Source organism: Bacteroides sp. LFL-34 (assembly GCF_027257075.1).
Taxonomy (GTDB): domain Bacteria; phylum Bacteroidota; class Bacteroidia; order Bacteroidales; family Bacteroidaceae; genus Bacteroides; species Bacteroides ovatus.
In genome coordinates this window covers 1-23,885 of sequence record NZ_JAPQKZ010000027.1, presented here as the reverse complement: position 1 = coordinate 23,885, position 23,885 = coordinate 1, and the positions used below count along the sequence as shown (strand labels likewise).

General features: G+C 39.1%; 10 protein-coding genes and 1 pseudogene. 9 read left to right on the top strand and 2 right to left on the bottom strand.

What is annotated here, in order from left to right:
• Nucleotides 1–53 precede the first annotated feature (53 nt).
• Complete coding sequence (locus tag N5O98_RS16230; RefSeq protein WP_004308509.1) at nt 54–4,412, bottom strand: hybrid sensor histidine kinase/response regulator transcription factor; 4,359 nt, start codon at nt 4,410–4,412, stop codon at nt 54–56.
• 302 nt (nt 4,413–4,714) lie between these two features.
• Between N5O98_RS16230 and N5O98_RS16225 the strand changes: the two genes are divergently transcribed.
• Genes N5O98_RS16225 through N5O98_RS16205 form a run of 5 tightly spaced genes read left to right on the top strand, consistent with a single transcriptional unit; the run spans nt 4,715 to nt 15,413 of the window.
• Nucleotides 4,715–7,855, top strand: coding sequence for a SusC/RagA family TonB-linked outer membrane protein (locus N5O98_RS16225; RefSeq protein ID WP_008775434.1), 3,141 nt, complete (start codon nt 4,715–4,717; stop codon nt 7,853–7,855).
• Between the two features lie 11 nt (nt 7,856–7,866).
• On the top strand, nt 7,867–9,486 hold the full coding sequence (locus N5O98_RS16220; protein ID WP_004308511.1) for a RagB/SusD family nutrient uptake outer membrane protein: 1,620 nt from the start codon (nt 7,867–7,869) through the stop codon (nt 9,484–9,486).
• Nucleotides 9,487–9,524: 38 nt separating this feature from the next.
• Nucleotides 9,525–12,767 (top strand): DUF4450 domain-containing protein, encoded by a 3,243-nt coding sequence (locus N5O98_RS16215; protein ID WP_008775435.1) that lies wholly within the window; start codon nt 9,525–9,527, stop codon nt 12,765–12,767.
• Between the two features lie 42 nt (nt 12,768–12,809).
• Nucleotides 12,810–13,802: a fimbrillin family protein gene (locus N5O98_RS16210; protein ID WP_008650787.1), complete on the top strand. Its 993-nt coding sequence runs from the start codon at nt 12,810–12,812 to the stop codon at nt 13,800–13,802.
• Between the two features lie 21 nt (nt 13,803–13,823).
• Nucleotides 13,824–15,413: a fimbrillin family protein gene (locus tag N5O98_RS16205; protein ID WP_004308514.1), complete on the top strand. Its 1,590-nt coding sequence runs from the start codon at nt 13,824–13,826 to the stop codon at nt 15,411–15,413.
• A 96-nt stretch (nt 15,414–15,509) separates the two neighbouring features.
• Here N5O98_RS16205 and N5O98_RS16200 read toward each other — a convergent pair whose 3' ends face one another.
• Nucleotides 15,510–17,480: a rhamnogalacturonan lyase gene (locus N5O98_RS16200; RefSeq protein WP_008645566.1), complete on the bottom strand. Its 1,971-nt coding sequence runs from the start codon at nt 17,478–17,480 to the stop codon at nt 15,510–15,512.
• Between the two features lie 260 nt (nt 17,481–17,740).
• Here N5O98_RS16200 and N5O98_RS16195 point away from each other — a divergent pair.
• From N5O98_RS16195 to N5O98_RS16180, 4 genes and pseudogenes are all read left to right on the top strand, one after another.
• Nucleotides 17,741–18,034, top strand: a pseudogene (locus N5O98_RS16195) (right-handed parallel beta-helix repeat-containing protein); the annotation flags it as partial.
• Nucleotides 18,035–18,470: 436 nt separating this feature from the next.
• On the top strand, nt 18,471–19,781 hold the full coding sequence (locus N5O98_RS16190) for a rhamnogalacturonidase (RefSeq protein ID WP_004320941.1): 1,311 nt from the start codon (nt 18,471–18,473) through the stop codon (nt 19,779–19,781).
• Between the two features lie 302 nt (nt 19,782–20,083).
• Complete coding sequence (locus N5O98_RS16185) at nt 20,084–22,513, top strand: glycoside hydrolase family 88 protein (RefSeq protein WP_008650794.1); 2,430 nt, start codon at nt 20,084–20,086, stop codon at nt 22,511–22,513.
• 70 nt (nt 22,514–22,583) lie between these two features.
• The gene (locus N5O98_RS16180) at nt 22,584–23,702 is read left to right on the top strand and encodes a hypothetical protein (protein WP_004320939.1); all 1,119 of its coding nucleotides are present in this window, start codon (nt 22,584–22,586) and stop codon (nt 23,700–23,702) included.
• Nucleotides 23,703–23,885 lie beyond the last annotated feature (183 nt).

Genomic DNA, 23,885 nt, shown 5'->3' with positions numbered 1-23,885 from the left:
GAAAAAATTCCATTAAACATGTACATATGTTCACAAACACATAAATATATTTATTAATCTTCGTTTATTTCTGTTTCTCTTATGCCCTCTTGGTATCTTTTCTGATAACTGGAAGGAGAGATGCCAAATTGAGCCTTAAAACATCTGCTGAAATAGAACGGGTCATTGATGCCGACCATATAAGTTACTTCAGATACGGTATATTTCTTGGTTGACAACAATTCAGCAGCTTTCTTCATTCGCATGATACGAAGATATTCTTTGGGAGTATATCCGGTCACTCCACGCACTTTACGGTAAAAGATGGTGCGACCCAGTGACATCATAGAAGCAAAATCATCGGCAGTAAATTCAGGGTTAGTCAGTTGTTCTTCCACTATCTTGGTCAGATTTTCGACAAACTCCTTGTCTTTATCCGATGTACACATCACAGGACGTTTGGCTGACAAGTCATTGGAAAACTTCTCCTTTAGTTTGTCACGCTGTTCTATCAGTTTGAATATGCTTGCCAGTAACAGTTTGGTACTGAAAGGTTTTGTTATGTAAGAGTCTGCACCGCTTTTCACTCCTTCCAGATGGCTTTCCGCTGCATTCAGGGCTGTAAGTAGGATTATAGGAATATGACTGGTACTAAAGTCACTTTTTAGTTTACGGGTTATCTCGAAACCATTATATCCAGGCATCATGACATCGCTGATAATGAGGTCTATATCATTATTATGGGCATACTCCAGACCATTTTTTCCATCCGCTTCGGCAGCAACCTCGAAATATGGGGTCAGTTCTTCTTTCAAGAATTCCCGTACGTCATTGTCATCCTCGATAATAAGTATTTTCCGTTTGTTTAGAGGACCCTCTTGATCAGATGCGTTCAGTTCTGTTTTTAGTTCTTTCTCTATATTTTCTACTTCTTTATCTATTTCTTCTTCTGATTCAGAGTGAGCATTTTCCTCATTAAGAGCAGAAAGCGAAGGATGGTTTTGTGCTTCTTCTTTTAATATGGCATTTTCAGGAATAAGGAAGTCGTTAGATTGATAAATGGAAGAATCAGTAGGTAAAGTTACAATGAAAATAGAACCACCTGACGGATTTTCTTCATAGCAGATGTTCCCTTTGTGAACATGAACCAGTTCATGGGTAAGATGTAAACCTACTCCTATACTGTCGCTAGAAAAACTGCTTTGCATGAAACGTTTAAACAGCTCATTACGTTTTTCTTTGGGTATGCCTACACCTGTATCCGTTACTTTCATGATTAATAGCTGTTTCTGTTTATCAATATAAATGCTGAATTCTATCTTTCCACCGGAAGGAGTATATTTGAAAGCATTTGATAAAAGATTGTAGGCGATTTTGTCGATATTACCTTTATCAATATACATTTTGTATGAATTGACGGATGGTATAAATTTGAAATCCATATTCTTGGATTCGGCTGTATCCTGAAAGCTTAGGTAGATTTCATATAAGAAAGCGATAACGTCAGTTTCTTCAAGTGAAAGGGCGAGTTTGTTGTTCTGCATTTTCCGGAATTCAAGTAATTGGTTGATCAGACGCAGCATACGCTGGGTACTTTTGTCCATTAGTTTGATAGAGTAACGTATCTCCTTGGGGATATTGTGGGTACGGTGGATTCTGTCCAAAGCCCCTTGTATTAGTGTAAGCGGAGTTCTGAATTCATGTGAGATATTGGTGAAAAATACTAACTTGTATTCTGTTAATTGCTTTTCTACTTTAATTTTATTCCGCAAGTTGTTAATATTCCTGATAGTACGATATACAAAATACATGATAATGCCTGCAATGAGTATGTAAACAAAGAAAGCCCATCCGGTTGCCCAAAAAGGGGGAGTTACTTTGATTTCAAGTGTCTCCTCGTTATCACTCCATATACCTGATACGCTGCAGGCTTTGACATGTAGATAGTAGGTACCTGCCGGTAAGTTTTTATAAGCTGCAAAGTTTAATGTAGAAGGAATACTCCAGTCATCGTCATATCCTTCAAGTTTGTAGCTGAACCTTGTATTAGTCGAAATGGGATAGTCAAAAGTGGAGAAGTCTATGACAAAGGAACTTTGGTAATATTTCAGACTGATGGCATCTGTATATGCCAGAGCGGCTGTCAATGGAGAGTCCATATCGGCAGGACGGACTGATATTCCGTTTAACTTTAAGTCTGTAAATGTAACGGACGGAATTTTCTCTTTGTTTTTAATTTGCTTAGTATTGAGTATTATAAGTCCGTGGTTGGTGCCGAAAGCCAAACGACCATCTTTTAATTTGGCACATCCTTCTGTATATACATTCCCCAATATATCATTAGAAAAGAAGTAATTGTTGAATATTTTGTTTTCCGGGTTAAAACAAGAAATCCCATATTCGGTGGATACCCAGATATTTCCTTCATCATCTTCAATGAAAGCTTGTACTACACTGTGGACAAGTCCATCATTGACCGTATAGTGAGTAAAGGATATATCTTTATAATCATTCTTTATATTGGCTACGCAAAATCCGATACCTGATTCGGCAATCCATATCCTGCCTTTCTTATCTTGTATAATTGATTTTATTTCATTGCTTTTCAGGGCATGGTTATCCAGATTGTATTGGTAAAAATCGTTCGGGTCTTTTATAATACGGTCAGGATCGAATACAAAAACACCTTCACTGGTTCCTACCCATATCCATCCGTTACGGTCTTCGCAGATAGTGCGGATTTCCTTTTGGCCATAAGTCTTATTGAAAAAATGCCGGAATATGTATTTGTCTTTTTTAGGAACAGCGAGATCAAGTCCTCCGCCGAACGTTCCTATCCACATACGTTGTTTGCGGTCTTGCAAAATGCAGAATACTGGATCGGCAGCTAAGGAATTTGTATCGGTTGCCTGATGTATATAGTGTTGGTCGTCTCCGACTTGGAGCCCTTTCCCGCGTGTTCCCAACCATATATTACCTTTACTATCCTCACATGCAGAATAGATATTTATATCATAATACTTTTTGCTTTTCTGTTTTGTTAGTTTATTATCGTAGATATATAATCCGCCTGCACGCGTTGTTATCCATACTTCGTCATCTTGCATGTGGGATATGAAGCGGATGGCATTTGCCCTGTCGATATTTAATTCACCTTCGGGATATACTTTTGCAGCCCCTTTATTTATGATTTCAATTTGGGATATACCGGAATATTCGCTACTTGTCCATAAATTGCCCGAGTGATCTTCTATTATATATTGAAGATAGTTTGAGGCGATGGGATTTGTATGATTGGCGGTTGCGGTAAAATGTTCCAGTTCTTTAGTAGTAGGATTATAGGCAAAAAGTCCGTTCCCATAAGTCGTTATCCATATAATGTCTCTGGAGTCATGATAGACATGATAGCGTTCGTAATCAATGAAATATGGAAGCTTTGACGATCTTACATCAATCTTTTTGACACTACCGGATTCTTTTTGAATATAGTTAATGTATCCAGTCTGATTATGAACCCAGTAGTTGTTGCGGTTATCTTTCACTACCAATCCATTACGGATATTGAGCTCTTCCGGAGCAATTCTGGTTGTATTGGTCTTGGGATTGAATAAGATTCCGCCTTGTTTGGTAAATAACAGCCATTCGTTACGTAATACAATATTGCCTGTTAGCAAAAAATCAGTTGATGTGGCAGTATTGGCAACTTTCGTGAGGTGCTGCTGGTTGTATTTCCAAATAAATCCCTCTGATGTTATGAAATAAATAGTATTATCAATGACTGCGCTTTGAAGGAAGTAGTGAGTCGAATCTATACATTCGAGCGTGTTATCTTTAAGTAAATACAGCCCTTTTCCTGTACCAATCCAAATGGAATTTGAATCAAATACACTAAGAAAACGTATATTGTCGGATTTTAGTTTATGGTTGTCGGTAGAATATGTTTCCGAACTGAATTTGTTGTTTTTATAAGTAATTTTCCGGCAGCCTTGCACCCTTCCCCAAAGCCATATATCCTTATTAGGGAGGATTGTGACTTCATTATAACGGTCTTTCATTTCTCCTTTGCCGGTGAAATCTACAAAACAGTCTTTTTTCAAATCATAACAACTGATTTGTTCCGCGGAAGTTGTAATCCATAGGAATCCGTCAGAGTCTTCCTGTACACTTCTGATACGATGATCCGCTAATGACAGTTCTTCACCGCTCTGGGGACGGAAAGTAACAAATGAATTTCCATCATAACGGCTCAGGCCATTTAAAGTAGAAAACCAAATGAATCCTTTGCTGTCTTGATAGATATGCCTGATAGAATTATTGGCTAATCCGTCAGTGGCAGTCAGATTCCTAGCATGTATTTCTATGGAGGCGTTTGCCGGATATATAATACATGTACATATAAAAAAGAAAATTGTAGCTTTAATGAAGAATCTCATACTTGTATAGTGATAATAATGATTGTGTTTTTTTAGATTTGCGGTAAAGATAGATAAATAGCACGTAATTTTAAAGTTTAAATTCAGACTTTTGCATTGAATTTCTTGAATAACCTGAAAAAAAGAAAGAGGGGCTATATAAGAATGTTCAGGTGGACAAATGTGCATGGTATATGGAGAAAAATGCATGAGCAGCTTCATGTATGCCGCTATATTTGCTGTTGAATTGATAACTGGATTTTGTATTACCATGGTTTATGAGATTGTATAAAACTAATATTATTAAATGAAAACTAGAATGTATGAAAAGCACTGTTTGTGAGATTAGCTGTTGGAGAAGAAAATATATATTTTTCTTCTTGATGATGATTTCGGCTCTCCATTCGGTCACAGTATTTGCACAAAAACGTACCATATCCGGTACGGTGGTTGATGAACGAAATGAACCGTTGATCGGGGCAACTATTGTAGCAGAAGGGAAGTCTGGAATGACAATTACCAATGTGGATGGCAAATTTACTCTTGCAGTTCCTGATAAAGCTAAGACAATTGAGGTGTCTTATTTGGGATATGCTTCACAGACTATTTCTATTAAAGGAAAGAGTGTTTTTGCCATCAGGATGAGCGAAAATGACGTGCAAATGGACGAAGTGGTTGTAATCGGTTATGGTACAGCCAAAAGGGGGAATGTGACCGGGGCCATTGCCAAAGTTGATGCAGCGAAACTTGAAGACCGTCCGGCACCCAATCTTGCCTCTTCATTGCAGGGGCAGTTGGCGGGAGTAGAAGTACGGTCAACTAATGGTGCGCCGGGATCAGAATTACAGATTCGTGTGCGCGGAGCTGCTTCCATTAATGCGGATGCCACTCCTTTATATGTAGTAGATGGAATTCCGATAGATGATTTGGGAAGTATCAACCCAAATGATATTCAGTCGATTGAAGTTTTGAAAGACGCTTCATCTTCTGCTATTTACGGTTCTCGTGGTGCTAATGGTGTTGTTTTGATTACAACTAAAATGGCTAATAAGGATGATAAAGTCCGGGTACAGTTTTCTGCTGCATTCAGTATCCAACAATTGGAAAAGAAAATAGATGTACTAAGCCCGGAAGAGTGGATCACTTTCCGGACTGCCTATAACAATAGTAGATACCTTGCTGCTTTAGGAGGAAAAGGAGCTACGGCAGATGATGATTGGGATACCCGTTATGCCTTGAATGGTAATCGGGTAAACTATGAGTATATGAATGACCCGCGATGGACACAGCCCGGTTACGGTGGATTAAGACTAATTGACTGGCAGGATGAATTTTATCGTTTGGCTCCGATGCAGAATTATCAGCTTTCTGTTTCAAATGGTAGAGGGAATACTCAATACCGGCTTTCTCTGGGATATATAGACCAGCAAGGTATTGCTATAGAGAGTGCTTACAAACGTTTGAATCTGCGGGCTAATGTGGAGACAAAATTGTATGATCGCATCACTTTAGGCGTTAATATGGCTCCGTCAATGGACTGGAAAGATGGTGGGCGTGTGGATGGCAAAGATCAGCAGGCAAATCAGGTTTTGACAATGTGTCCAGTTGCAGAGCCAGATGCTGGGATATATTCCGGTGCGGAACCTTATGCCTCTTATTTATGGTCTAGTACAAAAATCAGCCCTATTGCTTATATGGAGCAGGTCACCAATCATATCGAAACGGCCCGGTTGAATTCTTCAGCTTTTATCAGAGTCAATATTATTGACGGATTGAGGGCGGAAGTGAAAGGTGCGTATGATTTTACAAGCCGTCAGACTCGCACTTTTACTCCGAGTTCGGTAATTAAGAACTGGACGGATGGTGAAGGGTATCATAGTTCTGCCAACCGTATAGATATACGGTCATCCAAATATCTGTTGCAGGCTGTATTAAATTATGATAAGAAATTAGGCAAGCATAATATTGCCGCTATGGCAGGTTATTCAATGGAAAGTTCTTCGGGAGCCACTACAAACTTGTCTGCGCAACAGTTCCCGGATAATTCACTTGAAGTTTTCAACCAAAGTGATGAGGCTATAAAAGTTGCGTTAGCTACCTTGTCAACTCCCAATCGCTTATTATCCTATTTCGGGCGTGCCCAGTATGAATATGATAACCGTTACCTGTTGACAGCAAGTATTCGTCGCGACGGTTCTTCACGTTTCGGAAAGAATAATCGTTGGGGGATGTTTCCTGCTGTTTCTGCTGCCTATCGAATCTCTAACGAGAAGTTTTGGCCGGAAAAGTTTGTGGTCAATCAAATGAAAATACGCGGTAGCTGGGGTATGAATGGAAATAATTCTATTTCTACTAACGCTGCTATCGGGCTGATGGGTAGTTCCAACTATTCAATTGGTGGAAGCCTGACCAATGGTTTTGCTCCCTGTTCAATTGATAATAAAGAACTTGGATGGGAAAAGACACACAGTTGGAATGTTGGTTTGGATTTGGGATTTTTTGATAACAGGATAACTCTTGCTGCCGATTATTATGATAAAACGACTAAAGATTTATTATATCAGGTTTCTGTTCCTGGTACAATGGGATTCACACAAGCATGGGGGAATATCGGTAGTATAAAAAATAAAGGGTTTGAGATTGAACTGACTACCCAAAACTTGACAGGAAGGTTCAAGTGGACTACTTCTTTGAATATAGCTTATAATAAGAATAAGGTGTTGAGTTTGGGAGAAGATAATAGTACGGTTTTCATTGGATGGGATAAATCGAATACACAGGTATTGATGGTTGGACAACCTTTGAGGGCATATTATATGTATGATGCTGTAGGAGTGTATCAGTATAAGGAAGATTTGAGGAAATATCCTACAATGTCCAATTCTATCCAGGGTGATGTGAGATACCGTGATGTGAATGATGACGGTAAGATTAATGACCAGGATCGTACGTTGGTTGGTAAACCGGATCCCGATTATACTTTTGGTATGACAAATACCTTTAAATATAAAGATTTCGACCTGTCTGTATTACTGACTGGACAGACAGGGGGAATGATATATAGTCTGCTCGGTCGTGGCATGGATCGTCCGGGTATGGGAGCATCTATCAATGTATTGTCACGTTGGGAAAATATGTGGGTTTCCGAGGAACAGCCGGGTGATGGGAAAACTCCCGGTATTAATAACTCTAATACAGGTTCACTGTACGATACCCGCTGGTTGTATAGTACCGATTTTATTAAAATTAAAAACGTAACGCTGGGCTATCGTATTCCCATCAAAAATAAGAAGATAATTAATTATGCCCGTGTTTATATTTCGGGAGAAAATCTTCTGATGTGGGATAAATATGAAGGTGGTTATTCTCCGGAAGTAAATAATGACGGAAAGAATAGTGACTATGATTACGGTTCATATCCGCAGGCTAGAACTATTACTTTAGGGGTAAATGTAACATTCTAATAAAAGAAACTATGAAACTATATCAATATATACTAAGTGGAGCTATGAGTATGGGATTGTTATTCTCTTCTTGTAGTGACTGGCTAGATGTCACTCCGGTAGATACCCGTACTACTGAAAACTTTTATACGACCCCGTCGCAAATGGAGCAAGCGTTGATAGGAGTATATAACGGACTGCTTCCGTTGTCGACTTATGCTTTACTTATGTCAGAGGTTCGTTCGGATAATACATGGTGCGGAGAACTGAGTACGGCACAGCGTGACTATATGGACATCAGTTCTTTTAACCCTAATATATCGACCATTGCAACAGTTCGGGATGCATGGAATGACTTGTTTGAGATTGTTTCGCGTGCCAATTTGTTTTTGTCCAAGGTAGATGGGGTGAATTATACTATTGAAGGAATAAAGGAACAACAAATAGGAGAAGCGCGTTTTTTGAGAGCATTAGCTTATTTTGATTTGGTTCGTTATTACGGGCGTGTTCCTTTGACGCTTGTTCCTCAGACTATTTCAGAAGCAATGTCGACTCCGCAGTCGGAGGCTGTAGAAATTTATGAGAAGGTTATTATTCCTGATTTGGAATATGCTGTCGGAAGCCTGACGGAGGAACCGAAGGATTATCTAGGAAGGAAATCCGCCAGTGGCCGTGCAACATTGACTGCGGCAAAGGCATTGTTAGGAAGAGTTTATCTGACAATGGCGGGATTTCCTCTGTATGATGAAACTAAAAAGGAACTCGCTAGGGAGCTTCTTGAAGAAGTAATTGATTATGCGGATGCAACCGGTAAATTTTGGGCTAAAAATGCAAGTGAATGGCAAAGAATGTGGATAAATGAGAATGATAATAAATATCACATCTTTGAAATTCAATATATAGTCGCTAAAGATTATGGTAATCCGATGGTATTTCACTCCGTGCCTCGTTTACCTTCGAAATATGTTACTCTTGAAATGTCCGGTAATAGTATTGCTTGTGCGAAGGGGCTTGATAATTTATTGAAAGAGGAACAAGATGAAGAAGGACATTTTCTTGATGTACGGTGTCTGGCTACTATTGATACGACCAAGTTTGTGAATGATGACAATCCTAATAGTGTGACGAAATATGCAGGTGAGGATTTCTTTATCAAATTCCTGGAACATAAAATGAAAAGAGAAGCATTGGGGTATGATGATATTAATGCGCAGATAGTGGATCGTACTTATTTCCCTCTGAATTTCCCGTTGATTCGTTTGGAAGATGTGATGTTGATGTATGCCGAGATTGTAGGTCCAACTTCAAAAGGGGTTGATATGGTCGACAGGATACGGCGGCGTGCAGGAATACCGGTATTGACAAATGCCGAAAAGGAACCGGCTGCATTCCGGGAATGTGTTGACAAGGAGAGACGGAGAGAGTTGGCTTGTGAAGGAATCCGTTGGCATGATTTGGTACGTCATAATAATCTTCAAGCTGTTCGTGATAAATTTCAGGAATATGCAGTGGATGCCAATGGTAATGTCATACGTCCGACTTTGTTATTGTATATCCGGCAAATAAAGGATGGAACTTATCTCTATCCTATTCCCGATTCGCAGATGAAAGTGAAAGAGGGGCTGTATGTACAAAATGAAGCGTATCGTTAAAAATTGAAGTAAATGTAATAAATATAGGATAGGAAAATATGAATAAAAGTTGTTTGATTGGTTTTCTGATGTGCTCTGCGTTCTCACTTGTTGTACAAGCAGCGACAGATGGGGCGCATATAACAAAGACAATTTCCCAAATTGAACGTAAAAAAGGGATAAAACGTACTATACAATATCGTCCGGATGGTAATGATTTTGTTTGTGTGAACGGCAAGAATCGCTATACTCGTGCATTGTACGGAGGTATTACAGACTTTAGGATTGAAACGAGCGACCGGCCTGTGTTTGCTACTTATAAGCCGAAGGATAGTAAGCATATCTGTTTTCGCTTGCAATGTGGTAATCAAAGTATAGCCCTTGATTCTTTAAAATTTTGTGAGGCCAGATACAGGGCGGGAAGGCGTACTTATCGTCTGACAGATCCTTTGTTGGGCAAAGGTGAATTAAATATCTCCGTACTGGCATTTCCTGACGCAGAAGGAGGGATATGGCGGTTTACAATGAAGGATATGCCGGAGGGGGCTCTTTTACATTGCTATATTTCAGAGATTAGAGCGAAGAATTTAAGCCGCAATGGTGATATGGGTGCTGATCGTGCTGATAGTTTTGATGCTCCCCAACTTCCGAAAGAACAGAAACATTATAAATTGAGTTTGGATGGAACGACTGCTTATATTGTTGTGGAAGATCAGGAGTTACGTTTACCAGCTCTTGTTGAAGGAACTTCCCTATACGATAAGTCTGAAAAGTGGCGTTCGGAGATAGAGTCATCTCTTCAGATTTCTACTCCGGATCCCTATTTTAATCCATTGGGAGGGGCTTTGGCGGCTGCCGCTGATGGAATATGGGATGGCAAAATATGGCTTCACGGCGCTATTGGCTGGCGTTCGCAATTAAATGGCTGGCGTGCTGCTTATATCGGTGATTTTATTGGCTGGCATGATAGGGCTCGTACGCATTTCGATTCGTATGCAGCAAGTCAGGTTACGGATGTCCCTGCGACAATACCTCATCCTACACAGGATACTGCTTTACATTTGGCACGTTCGGTAAAAAAATGGGGTACCCCGCATTACAGTAACGGGTATATTTGCCGTACTCCTTACCGAAAGGATCAAATGCATCATTATGATATGAATCTTTGCTACATTGATGAGTTGCTCTGGCATTTCAACTGGACCGGCGATTTGGACTATGTACGTAAAATGTGGCTTGTATTGACTAGTCATCTGGCATGGGAAAAATTGAATTATGACCCTGATAATGACGGGCTGTATGATGCTTATTGCTGTATTTGGGCCAGTGATGCACTTTATTATAACAGTGGAGCTGTAACTCATTCGTCAGCGTATAACTATCGTGCTAATAAATTGGCCGCTATGCTGGCTGAAAAGATAGGGGAAGATGCTACTCCCTATGAAAAAGAGGCGGATAAGATATTGAAAGCGATGAATGAAAGGCTTTGGATAAAAGATAAAGGGCATTGGGCCGAGTTTCAAGATTTCATGGGGCATAAGCGTTTACATGAAAGCGCTGGTTTGTGGACTATCTATCACGCGATAGATAGTGAAACAGCCGATCCTTTCCAGGCTTATCAGGCAACCCGGTATGTCGATACCTCTATTCCGCATATTCCGGTATTTGCAGATGGGTTGGATCGTGATTATGAAACATTATCCACTACGAACTGGATGCCTTATGTGTGGAGTGTGAATAATGTGGCGTTTGCCGAGGTGATGCATACTGCGCTTGCTTTTTTTCAGGCAGGGCGTGGAGACGATGGTTTTAATTTGTTGAAAGGTTCTATTCTGGATGGGATGTACCTTGGGAAAAGTCCTGGCAATTTCGGACAAATAAGTTTGTATGATGCTGTTCGCCGGGAAACTTACCGTGATTTTGCAGACCAAATAGGTATAACATCCCGCACTTTGATACAGGGCTTGTATGGCGTTTCGCCGGATGCTCTGAATGGAAAATTGGTGATCCGCCCGGGATTTCCTATGGCGTGGGATAAGGCGTCTATGTCAATGGCTGATTTAGCTTATGAATTCTTACGTAAGGGTGATATGGATATTTATAATGTGACACAACGTTTCAAAGAACCATTGGCCTTGACGTTGCAAGTGAATGCAGTGAAGGATAAGATCCGTTTGGTAAAGGTGAATGGAAAAGCTGTGAAATGGAAGACGGAAGAAGCTGCGAATGGGTATCCTCTGATTGTTGTTTCTGTACCGGCTGTCACCAAAGCTGAAATCGAGATTCAATGGGAAGGTAATGTCTTACAACAGATTGCAAATGATGAAATTGTTACTACGCTGGAAGGACAGGTAGACTTGAACGCTCCTCAGGGTATTTCGTTTCTTAAAGTATATGACCCGCAAAATGTTCTGGTAACGAAGAAGGTAAACACAACCAAGCTTTCGTCGAAAGTGAATAAAGATAAGAAAGGACATCATACTTTCTTTGTGTACACTCGTCAAGGGAATATGGAATGGTGGCAACCTGTCAATGTCTATGTCAATGTTCCTCAAGTCGTATACAATGGATTTGAAAATATTGAAACTGGTAAATGTCGTGTGGTAAACATGGATAAGCAGTTTAATTCTTCTGTAGCGGATATTTTTAAAAATGAGTATTTATCTCCACGTTCTCCTTATACAACTTTGCAGTTACCGACTCAGGGAATTGGAGAATGGTGCCATCCATTGCTGACTGCTGAAATTGATGATTCCGGCTTACGTAGCTTGGTGAAGGATAATATGTATAAAACTTCACTTGGTATTCCTTTCCGTGTAATGAAAGAAGGTAACAATATCGCTTACACTTCTTTATGGGATAATTATCCGGATATGGTGAAGGTTCCTCTCTCTGGAAAAGCTTCCCATGCTTATTTGTTGCTTGTAGGGAGCACCAATCATATGCAGTGCCGGATAGCCAACGGAATTGTACGTGTATATTATACAGATGGAACTTCAGAGGTGCTGGAATTGGTAAACCCTGATAATTGGTGTCCGATTGAGCAGGACTTTTATCTGGATGATTTTGCTTTTGATGCTCCCAGACCTCGCCCGTATCGGTTTCATTTAAAAACAGGAATCGTGAGTCGTGATTTGGGAAAGGCTTTGAAACTTCGCGGATCTGCCGACCGCAGATTTGAAGGTGGCGCCGGTGTCATGCTGGATATTCCGTTGGACAAGAATAAGACTCTGAAAGAACTGACATTGGAAACCGTTGCTAATGATGTAGTGATTGGATTGATGAGCGTAACATTACAATAACAGTCTTTATTCCGAAAATATAACTTGTTAAATTATAGTCTTATGAAAAGAAAAATGCCATTTATTGCTGCATTGTCTATCTTATGTTGGGGATGTAGCAGCTATGATTACTCCGGCGATGATATCGTCGGGGTGAAAGCGGCAATCTCGGGAACAATCACGGAGGTTGTGGAGAAGTCCCGGACTGTTGGTACTACGTGGACTGATGGTGATCGTATAGGGGTAACTTGTGAAGATGATGTAAATATTTCCTATAAATATACAGGAAATTTATCTTCGTTTGCAGCATTTGACGAGAATCAGTCTATTTATTTCCTGGGAAAACAGGAACATGTATTGTCCGCCTATTATCCATTTACGGAGACTTCCGTTATGGTTGCCGATTGTATAACAGTGGAAACGACTTCGGATAAACAAACACAGGAAAAGCAAATGTCCATTGATTTTCTTTATGCGACTACGGAAGCCGGACGGAACAATCCGGATGTCAACTTTGCTTTTTCGCATCAGATGAGCAGGATTGATTTTTCTTTTGAAGGAAAAGACGGTTTGACGTTGGATGACATAACTTATACGTTGATTGGCTTGAAACTTAAAGGAACTTTCAATACAATAGACGGCACGACCGCTGTTGTCGAAGATGCACCGGCTTTGGCGTTATCTCAGAAGGTTATGGCCGGTGAAAATATGCGGACTTCATTGATTGTATTTCCTCAAAAAGTTTCAGAGGTTACTTTTGAGATAGAAATGGGCGGGAAATCTTTTATCAAGAAGATTGGTGAGATGGACCTGGTTCCCGGACACATACATCCGTACACTGTAATAATCAGTGAGAGGGATGAAACGATTTATGTAACTGTCGAATCTGGAGAAGTTCAGGGATGGGTTGAAGGAGATCGTCAGGAAATTAATACAAGTGACGGTAATACTATTACAGGAGTTGAACCAGGAGATGTACAATGGGATGGGGGAAATACTCAAACTATTGTGAGTCAGGGGGGCAGGTCAATAAGTATGGAGTTATATGATAATTAAACATTTAAAAGAAGAAATATTATGAGATATTGTAAATTCATTTTTGTAATTTATGTATTGCTCGGTTCTTTTCTGATGGTGGCATGTTCGCAGGATGAGGATGCCAAGCTGGCCGTCAATAGTAATATATTAAAGATTGAGGTGGTTGATTCCAGTATTCAACAAAATGGCAATGTAAGTCGTGCTGTCACTGATGTGACTTACAAGACAACTTTTTCGGACGGGGATGCGATTGGTATTTTTGCGGTAAATAGTGATAAGGAAGTTTTCATTAAAAATGTCCTTGCGACGTATAATGATGGAATATGGGGAATTGACGGAGGACGTCTTTCGTGTACGGAAGATTTGGAAACCGTGACTTTTTATGCGTATTATCCTTATAAGGAAAATATAACTATAGATATGACGAAGGAGGATCCGTTTGAAACGATTGTGGGGAACTGGACTGTTGACACAGATCTGAGTGGTGACAGATATACAAATAATGATTTAATGACAGGGGAGGCTTCAGCAGACGGAAGTACAATAACTTTTGTAATGAATCATCGGATGGCCTTGATGGTAGCCGAACTGCCTTCTGTTACTTATAATTTCACTAATGAGGTTTCTCCTGAACTGCCATCTTACAGTGTATCTTTGAGAGAGGTGAAATTTTCTATTGGTGAGCAGGTGATCATTCCTTATTATGATAAGGAAACAACGACTTACCGTGTTTTGGTAAATCCGACAAAAAAAGTAGAGCAAATAGGAGGAAGTTTTATCAGTTCAGTAGACAACGGGCTTAAAAAATACTCGATAGATGCGACAAAGTTGAAAGCCGGAGAGTATATTTATTGTGAGATAGACGGAGGACTGCAAACTGTGGATCATGAGTTGAAAGTGGGTGATCTGATATATTCTAATGGCGCGTTGGCTTCTGTTGACGATAATGCTCCTGTTAGCGATGATTGTGTAGGAGTCGTTTATTTTGTTGGTAATCCGATGCCTTCTGTGTTATATCCTTTTACAGAAGATAATGAATTTACTTATTCTGAACGTCAGGATGCATTATTGCGTGATCATCCGGGCTGTACCCATGGATTGGTTTTGGGGCTGAAAGAGAATACCAATATTGTTTTTGGGGAGAAAGATGAAATAAGAGTTTGGTATCGTACAGAGTTTGCCGAAAGAAATTCCTATATTGATTTAAGTCCGATGGGATGGGATGGATCGGCGTCTACCGGAACATTGAATGGTACGTCGAGGGATCAGCGATTAGGGTATAATCACACGGAAGTAATTAAAAAATATGCGGAAGCAAAGAATAAGTCACTTTTAGTGAATTCCTTGAATAACTATAATTTGGTTGCTCCGAGTATTTCTTCCGGTTGGTTTATTCCTTCTGTCGGTGATTTGAGGGCAATGGTAACTAATTGGGAAACGATGAATACGCAGTTGGGAAAAATAACAGGTAGTGACGGACTGAAAAATGACATGTATTATTGGTCGTCTACAGAGCGTAATAATACAAGTATATTTGGAGTACAGTTGACAAGCAGTGGAAGTACCAAAGTTGATGGATTGAAATACGACAGACCTGGAGTAAGCTCCCGATATGTATTTGCTTTCTGATATTTATTGAGGTAAGGAAATGATAGAGTTTTGAATAGGGTTAGTTTTATAAAAAGCGTGTATGTTCTTTGCGGAAAGCATACACGCCTTTCTTTTTTATTTGTTCAAGTCAGAACCGATATAGTAACCCGGATGAGTGGGCTGGTTGTAACCTATGTTCTGATGTGTAGCGCTTAAACGATATAAATGGTCGTCCATTAGAGGATGGAAACGATAGTCGGTTTCAAAATCAGTAGTAAAGATTCTTAGCTCTGTATCATTTTCATCAACGAAGATAACTTCTTCCCGCCAGTCTCCCCAAATATCGCCATAAAAACAGGCATTGTTTTTGGTTCCGCTGGCTGTTTTTACACCCCAATCGCTGCCATTGAACAAACGTCCGTCGGTATAGCTGTGAATAACGAGGTAATCAAGCATTTGCCTGTTTAATGATCCACTCCACCAGATTGTCATATTGTATGATGTATCACCACCTTTGGCTATAGGTGCCCTTTTACCTGTCAGTTCATTTCCTTTGCAGGAATACATGACACCGTCCGGTTCTGACGACCAATATTCACATCCGGGACTGTCCGGATCAACATCTGCGACCATACAACGTCCTACGTCCTTGCCGTTTCCGGGAATATAATGTAATATCCTGCCCGTTCTGGCATCCCGGAATTCTGTTCCAATATTTCCATACTCCTTGGGTTCTTCATGGCAGACTACTACTTGATACCCTTCCTGTGTAGGATCAAATTTGCCCAAATGCATGGCATCACCATGTCCTAATTTTGTGCTATATAGCCCTTTACCGTTATGGTCTATGACACATGCCCCATATAAGACTTCGTCTTTTCCGTCATCATCTATATCTCCGACTGCTAAATTATGATTACCTTGCCCTATATAATCCGAATAGTTGTCAGCTGTATCAAAATGCCATCGCTCTGTTATTTTGTTATCAGTAAAATCTAAAGCTACAATCTGGTAGTTCTTATAATATCCTCTGCACATGAGTAGGCTTGGAATTCCTTTTTGAGATCTGAAGTGTCCGACTCCCATCAGAAAACGATCCATCCTGTTTGCCCAATTATCTCCCCAATATGTCACCCATTTATTTTTTTCACCACGGTAGATATAGTCGGTTCGGGCTACTTCCTTTCCGGTTCTGCCTTCAATGATAGATAAGAATTCCGGCCCTGTGATAATTCTGCCATAAGTGGCACTTTGGGGAGCCCTGTCTACATAGTCGGTTATTCCATCTTGGTTGACATCGCCTATTTTCGTTCCGTCCCCGAAAACGGTACCTTCGGAGGTGCGGACTGCGATCTCCGCCTTGCCATCTCCATTCAGGTCATATACAATGAAGGGAGTATAATGAATACCTTGCCGGATATTAGAGCCTAAATCGATACGCCATAAAAATGTCCCGGTTGTTAGCTTGTATGCTTCTAACAGGCAACTTCCGGGAGTAATTCCAATTCCCGTGCTACCATTGTCAAGAGGTGACACTTCACGTTTCAGAACCAATTCATAATCTCCGTCGCCGTCTAAATCGCCAATAGCTGCATCCGAAGCTTTATATACTAAATCGGGATATGGCAGATTATTATTGTTTAATGGGACCGTCCGGTAAAAGTTCTGTGCCATTTCCGGAGTAAAGTTACATGAACATAAAATATTATTGGTATTTGCTTGTCGAACTTCGTATTTGAGAATCTTATTAATGTTTGCTGTTAAATCTTTGTAATTAGAACTATTGATAATCGGAGTTTTGTTTAGCTTTTGGAATTTATAGTTACCTTCTTTGCGGTAGATATCAAAACCAATATCGTCCGGATCGGTGGAAAGCCATCTCCAGCTGAGTAGTACGCCTTTTCTTTCTATTCTTTCTGTTTCTTTATTAGGAAAGATAGTGTTATAACTTGCCACCATAGCACGATTTCTTAGAAACTCAACAACTTGCATATTATTGTTATCACCATTATCAGACACGGGAGGTGGTGTTGGATTTTGGACTGAATTATCACTACAAGCTGTGACAAAACTAAAAAATGTAAGCGCATAAAATAAGTTTTTCATAATTATATTGTTATAAAGATTGAATATTTTCTTTCTACAAAGGAAGTGGATTGGGAGAGTATTCACCTGCAAATTTGTATATAAAGGATGCATTTTTATCCTTATATCAAACTATTGTTATTATGAACTATGATTGTTAATGCTGGAATTTGTCTGATAATTGAAGTAGAAAAGACAAAATTCTATTCTTTACGTACGATATTACAGCTCCTATGGTATAAAAAACAGTAGCTTTGCTGCTACATAATACTTAATATACAATGAAACGTATTAGCCTTCTTCTTTTTTTTATAGGATGTTTCCTCTTTTCTCTTTCGGCTACGAATTATTTTGTGGCTACTAATGGAAGCGATTCAAACAGTGGGACGATTGATAAGCCTTTTGCCACGTTGGGTAAAGCACAATCAAAAGTGATGGCAGGAGATACTGTATATATCCGGCAAGGTACATATCGAGTGACGGAAGCAGAGATAATGGAACATTATACTGCGGGAAGTACTACTTGGAGCCGGGTGTTTAAAATGTCAAAGAGTGGAACTGGACCGGACAACAGGAGGGGTATTAAAAACGGTTATACGCGGGGAACAAACAAAGAATACGGATTTGGATCTGCTGAAAATAAAAGAATCAGGAAATAGTACTTATGAAATCTTTCTTCGTGGTGGCGGACGTAAAGGAGAGATTGTGTTTACAAAATAATAGTCTACCGGATTGTTCATCCCGGAATAAATGATATAAGAAAAACTTAACTCTATCGTAGCGTGTCTTCTTTTATAAAGAGGATGCGCTTTTTTGATACTGTAGAGAGCGTTTTATTTTAATTCGATATATGTACAAAAATAAGTCTGAATATGGAATATTGTATATAGATAAATAGTATTTGAATCCTTTGTATAGAACTCCATAAGAAAATCAATATCTCCATATCTTTTGCTTTGGGGCAAATGGAAACATGCGGTACTTTTGCAAAAAAGTAACGAGATATAGAAAATGATAAAGTCAGCATTTTTAATAGTAGCGACATGTTGCAGTCTGCAACTGTTTAGTCAGGAAAAATTTCCCGATGGTAAAATTATACCGGATTGGTTTTACAAAAATGAAAAAACTGATATAAATGGATTAGGAAAGAGTCTCTTGATTACCGACTATGGAGTAGTGAATGATAGTACACTGTTACAGACAGAGAAAATTCAGGCTGTTATAGATTTGGCGTCTAATAATGGAGGCGGAGTCATTGTTATACCTGAAGGTACTTATCTTAGTGGTGCGCTGTTCTTTAAGCCGGGAACACACTTGCATTTGGAAGAGAAAGCTATATTAAAAGGTAGTGACGATATTAGCAACTTTCCTGTAATAGAAACACGTATGGAGGGACAGAACCTAAAGTACTTTTCAGCTTTGATTAATGTTGATAAGGTAGATGGTTTCACCCTTTCCGGAAAAGGAAAAGTTGATGGAAACGGTGAACGATATTGGAAGTCATTCTGGTTGCGGAGGCGTGTTATTCCTAAATGTACTAATATGGATGAATTGCGTCCTCGTCTACTTCATATATCTCATAGCAATAATGTACAAGTTTCAGATGTGCGACTTGTTAATTCTCCGTTTTGGACAACTCACATTTATAAGTGTGATAGCGTAAAACTTTTGAATTTGCATATCTTTTCACCTTCTTTTCCCGTAAAGGCTCCAAGTACGGATGCAATCGATATTGATGCGTGTAAAAATGTACTTGTCAAGGGATGCTATATGTCGGTTAATGATGACGCAATTGCATTAAAAGGTGGCAAAGGACCATGGGCTGATCAAGATCCCGATAATGGTGGCAATTGTGATATTATCATTGAAGACTGTACTTTTGGATTCTGTCACGGAGTGCTGACTTGCGGTAGTGAATCGATATATAATCATAATATAATTCTTCGACGTTGCAATCTGGATCAGGCTAAACGCCTGTTGTGGTTGAAAATGCGTCCGGATACTCCCCAACAATATAAGTACATCCTCGTTGAAGACATAAAAGGAAATGTCCGCAATTGTATCTTTATTGCTCCTTGGACACAGTTTTATGATTTGAAAGATCGCAAGGATATGCCAGTCTCGTATTCCAGCTATATTACAATGCGTAATATTCATCTGGATTGTGATTCCTTTTTTGCTGTAGAGAAATCAAAACAATATAAATTATCCAATTTCTGTTTTGACAATTTGACTATTACGGCTAAAAAAGATGTGAAGATAGATGAAGATATTATTGATGCATTGGTTATGAGAAAGGTTGAGATAAATAAAGTGAATTAAAAAAGAATGGTAGAAAGACTGGAAAATCGTACATAGCCTGTAAAATCGTACAAAATAGGCGTGTGATGGGCTGTACACATATGAATTTACATAAGAAAGTCGAATTCTCCATATTCCTTTTCTTTAACTCTACCATGTAATGCGGTATCTTTGACATGTGCTTATTCAGTAAAATATTGAATCTAAAACTATAAAATACAATGAAATTCTGTAGAATTATTTTTTGTCTGTGGTTATTGGTCTGTTTCTTTCCAATAGGTATTCATGCAGATATACAACTTCCCTCTATATTATCAGATAATATGGTACTTCAGCAAAATGCGAAAGTACGTTTTTGGGGAAAAGCACGTCCCGGAGAAAAGATTTTGGTAAAGACTTCATGGGATCATAAGAAATACAAGGTGACTGCTTTAGCAAACGGTCATTGGGAACTGATGATACAAACACCGGCTGCTACTTCCGGACAATCTGTAATGTTGAAAGGTGATAATAAGATCCGGATCAATAATATATTAATAGGTGAAGTTTGGCTTTGTACGGGACAGTCAAATATGGAATTTCCCGTAGCCCGTAATCCGCAAGTGAAATGGAAAACAGGAATGTTGAATGAAGCGGAAGAAATGAAAGATGCTGATTTCCCGGAAATCCGCCTGTTTCATGTAGAGCATCAACTGGCACCTGATGATGAAAAAGAAGATTGCGTTGGAAAGTGGGTGGTTTGTAATCCGGAGAATCTGAAAGACTTTTCTGCTGTAGGATTTGTCTTTGGACGTAAATTGTATAAAGAATTGAGTACACCGGTTGGATTGATTCAGTCTACTTGGGGAGGAACACATGCTGAATCTTGGACAAGTATGAAAGTGATGGAAAACAATCCGCTGTATGCTGATGTCTTAAAACAATATTCAAAAGAAAAGGTGAGTAGGGAAAAAGATAAGTGTAAGGTTCCGGCTACTTTGTGGAATGGCATGATTGCTCCTATGGTAGGGTACACTGTAAAAGGAAATATCTGGTATCAGGGAGAATCCAACTCTGTTCGTTATGAGAAATATCAGGAAGTATTTACTAACCTGATTAATAGTTGGCGGAAAGAATGGAATCAGCCGGATATGCCTTTCTATTTCGTACAGATTGCACCACATTACAAGCAACCGGCAGGTATTCGTGAAGCACAATTAAAAACATGGTTAAGTGGACTTGAAAATATTGGTATGGCAGTAGTGACGGATGCAGCCGATTCTACCGACATACATCCACGAAATAAAGTTGCACCGGGCGAACGGCTGGCAGCTTGGGCATTAGCAAAGCAATATGGTAAAAAGATTGTTTATTCAGGACCTCTCTACAAATCAATGAAAGTGAATGGGAGAGAAATTACATTAGATTTTGCATTTGCGGAAGGTGGCCTGCAGACACCCGGCAATGAACCGGTAAAAGGATTTTTTATTGCCGGCAATGATGCGCGGTTTTATCCGGCTGATGCTGTGATTAATGGAAGTTCGATAACACTTTCTTCAACTTATGTCTCTGCACCTGTAGCTGTACGCTACGGTTATGGGACTTTCTTTAGAGTGAATCTGTTTAATAAAGCTGGACTTCCGGCAGTTCCTTTCCGTACGGATACTTTTGCTCCCGACACTTATTATCGTCTGTTTGCCGATTCGGAAATTCGTCGTTTCCCGGAAGCGTGGCAACTGGATCATGGAAAACGCCTGTATTTTGGTTATGCGCAAGGAGTAGGTTGTTGTGCGATGTTACAAGTTTGGAAGAAAACAGGAGACCGTAGGTACTTTGATTATGTAGAGGCATGGGCTGATTCTTTGGTAGACGATAAAGGAGAGATTCATTTATATAAGAAAGAAACCTATAATTTGGATTATATCAATTCCGGAAAAGTTCTGTTTGATTTGTACAATGAAACCAAAAAGGAGAAATATAAATTGGCTATCGAGAATTTGATAGATCAGCTAAAAAAGCAACCTCGTACAACAGATGGAGGTTTCTGGCATAAGAAAATATACCCTAATCAGATGTGGTTGGATGGATTGTATATGGCTTCTCCTTTTATGGCTAGATATGGAGCTGAATTTAATCGTCCGGAATGGATTGATGAGGCTGTTAAACAGTTCACTCTCTGCCATCAGCATACATACGATACCAAGACGGGACTTTATTATCATGCATGGAATGAGGACCGGAGTCAGCGCTGGGCTGATCCGGAAACAGGCCATTCTCCTAATTTCTGGGGACGTAGTATTGGTTGGTGGTTTATGGCTTTGGTAGATGCTTTGGAATATATTCCCCAAGATCATTCAGGCTATGCTGATATGATTAAATGGACGAAGGAATTAGCGGAGACTCTTTCAAAATACCAAGATAAAAATGGCTTATGGTATCAGGTGATTGATCAACCTTCACGTACCGGTAATTTCCCGGAAGCTTCTGTTACGACACAATGTATGTATGCTTATATGAAAGCAGTGAATAAAGGATATATTGATAGTCAGTATCGTGCCATTGCAGAAAAGGCCTTTAAAGGTCTGTGTGATAAACTACTAATCTCAAATTCGGACGGAACATTGACATTGACAAAATGTTGCCAAGTGGGTGGATTAGGTGGTAAGCCTTACCGTGACGGCAGTTTCGAGTATTATATAGGAGAGAAAATGAGAGATAATGATGCTAAAGCAACAGGACCTTTCATTATGGGATGTATTGAGTTGAACAAATAATATAGAAGATAGAAATAATAAGAGATTTTCGACTATTGTTTCAATTAATGAACTAATAAAATGTAATACCATGAAAAAAGAACAAATTATCAAATCGATGTTATTTTTAATTATTCCTTTGTTTGCTATCTCATGTGATGGTAATGGTTTTATGGAATATGAAGAGACTGCATTGATGCAAAGAGATGCGCAGCAAGGACTGTTAAGTGATGGGGCAAGTGATAATATATGTATGGTTAATCTGAACTTATTCACAAAACCTTATTTTGATTATCAGTATAATACAGGTAAACATGTGGATGAATGCTTTGTATATATTGATAATCAGGAGGATTTAACAGGGCGTCTTTCTTTACGTGGCGATGAAAATGTGAAATCTAATATTCCAATATCTTTTGGGAAACATCAAATTAAGTTGGATATACAAATTGATGGTGGAAAATCATACACGTACCCATTTGAGAGATGCAATGCGTTGGTCACTTTAAAGACAAAGGGTTCAAGTATTGTACTTTTCAATGATGTCGTTTCTCAAGAGAAAGGAGGATCTATAACAAATGCTTCTTTTGAAGTTAAATTTGATGTAGATTTTCCTTATGCTGAAAGCAATGACTACGTACTAGATATTACATTAGGATTTTATGATGAAACATATGATGACGGCTCTTCTGGTCCTTATGTAAACGGAAACGTTAGTGTGTATACTTATTATCAATGGACAGACATTACATCGGCACAAACTGTTTATTGTGACTTTATTCTTGGAGTTAGATACAATTCTACTCAAAAAGAGTATTGGTATAGTAAAGATTTTGAGCAAAATCTTTTTATTGATAAGAATGGAATGCTTGTTAATAATGTAAATTGGCTTGATAAAACAGTTAGATTACCAGATGGTGATGATATTGGTTATAAATTATTTCTGTTAACGGAAATTTGGGCCAAACTATACTCTAGTATTGGCGTTATGTCTGGCGAAACGGAAGTTTCATGGTATTCAGTTTATTATAGAAACAAAGAAAATGACGGAGAATATTCAGAATGGTATCCGGCTGACGAATTAGATACTTCCCTAGCATGGGTAGATGCTACCATTGATTTTTATTCAAATCTGGAGATTGTATGTTTTAAAACTAAAGAAATTCAAGATGCTTATGCATCTCAATGGGGCATTGTACCTTATAACTAAAAAGTCTTGATTTTTTATAAAAAGGTATGGGGCCGTATTATAGCTGAAAGATGATAAATTTCATCCTTGAGTTCAACTTATAAATGCAACTTTTTGGGTGCGGATAATAAGCAATAAAAACATTTATTTTTCAGAGAGGAAAGAGAGACAATGTCCCCCTTTCTCTCACTCTGAATGGATAAA

What these genes read in the sequence shown, in the direction of transcription:
- N5O98_RS16220 (WP_004308511.1), top strand. Translation starts at nt 7,867, where the DNA reads ATGAAACTATATCAATATATACTAAGTGGAGCTATGAGTATGGGATTG.
- N5O98_RS16185 (WP_008650794.1), top strand. Translation starts at nt 20,084, where the DNA reads ATGGTACTTCAGCAAAATGCGAAAGTACGTTTTTGGGGAAAAGCACGT.
- N5O98_RS16180 (WP_004320939.1), top strand. Translation starts at nt 22,584, where the DNA reads ATGAAAAAAGAACAAATTATCAAATCGATGTTATTTTTAATTATTCCT.
- N5O98_RS16215 (WP_008775435.1), top strand. Translation starts at nt 9,525, where the DNA reads ATGAATAAAAGTTGTTTGATTGGTTTTCTGATGTGCTCTGCGTTCTCA.
- N5O98_RS16225 (WP_008775434.1), top strand. Translation starts at nt 4,715, where the DNA reads ATGAAAAGCACTGTTTGTGAGATTAGCTGTTGGAGAAGAAAATATATA.
- N5O98_RS16210 (WP_008650787.1), top strand. Translation starts at nt 12,810, where the DNA reads ATGAAAAGAAAAATGCCATTTATTGCTGCATTGTCTATCTTATGTTGG.
- N5O98_RS16205 (WP_004308514.1), top strand. Translation starts at nt 13,824, where the DNA reads ATGAGATATTGTAAATTCATTTTTGTAATTTATGTATTGCTCGGTTCT.
- N5O98_RS16190 (WP_004320941.1), top strand. Translation starts at nt 18,471, where the DNA reads ATGATAAAGTCAGCATTTTTAATAGTAGCGACATGTTGCAGTCTGCAA.
- N5O98_RS16200 (WP_008645566.1), bottom strand. Translation starts at nt 17,480, where the DNA reads ATGAAAAACTTATTTTATGCGCTTACATTTTTTAGTTTTGTCACAGCT.
- N5O98_RS16230 (WP_004308509.1), bottom strand. Translation starts at nt 4,412, where the DNA reads ATGAGATTCTTCATTAAAGCTACAATTTTCTTTTTTATATGTACATGT.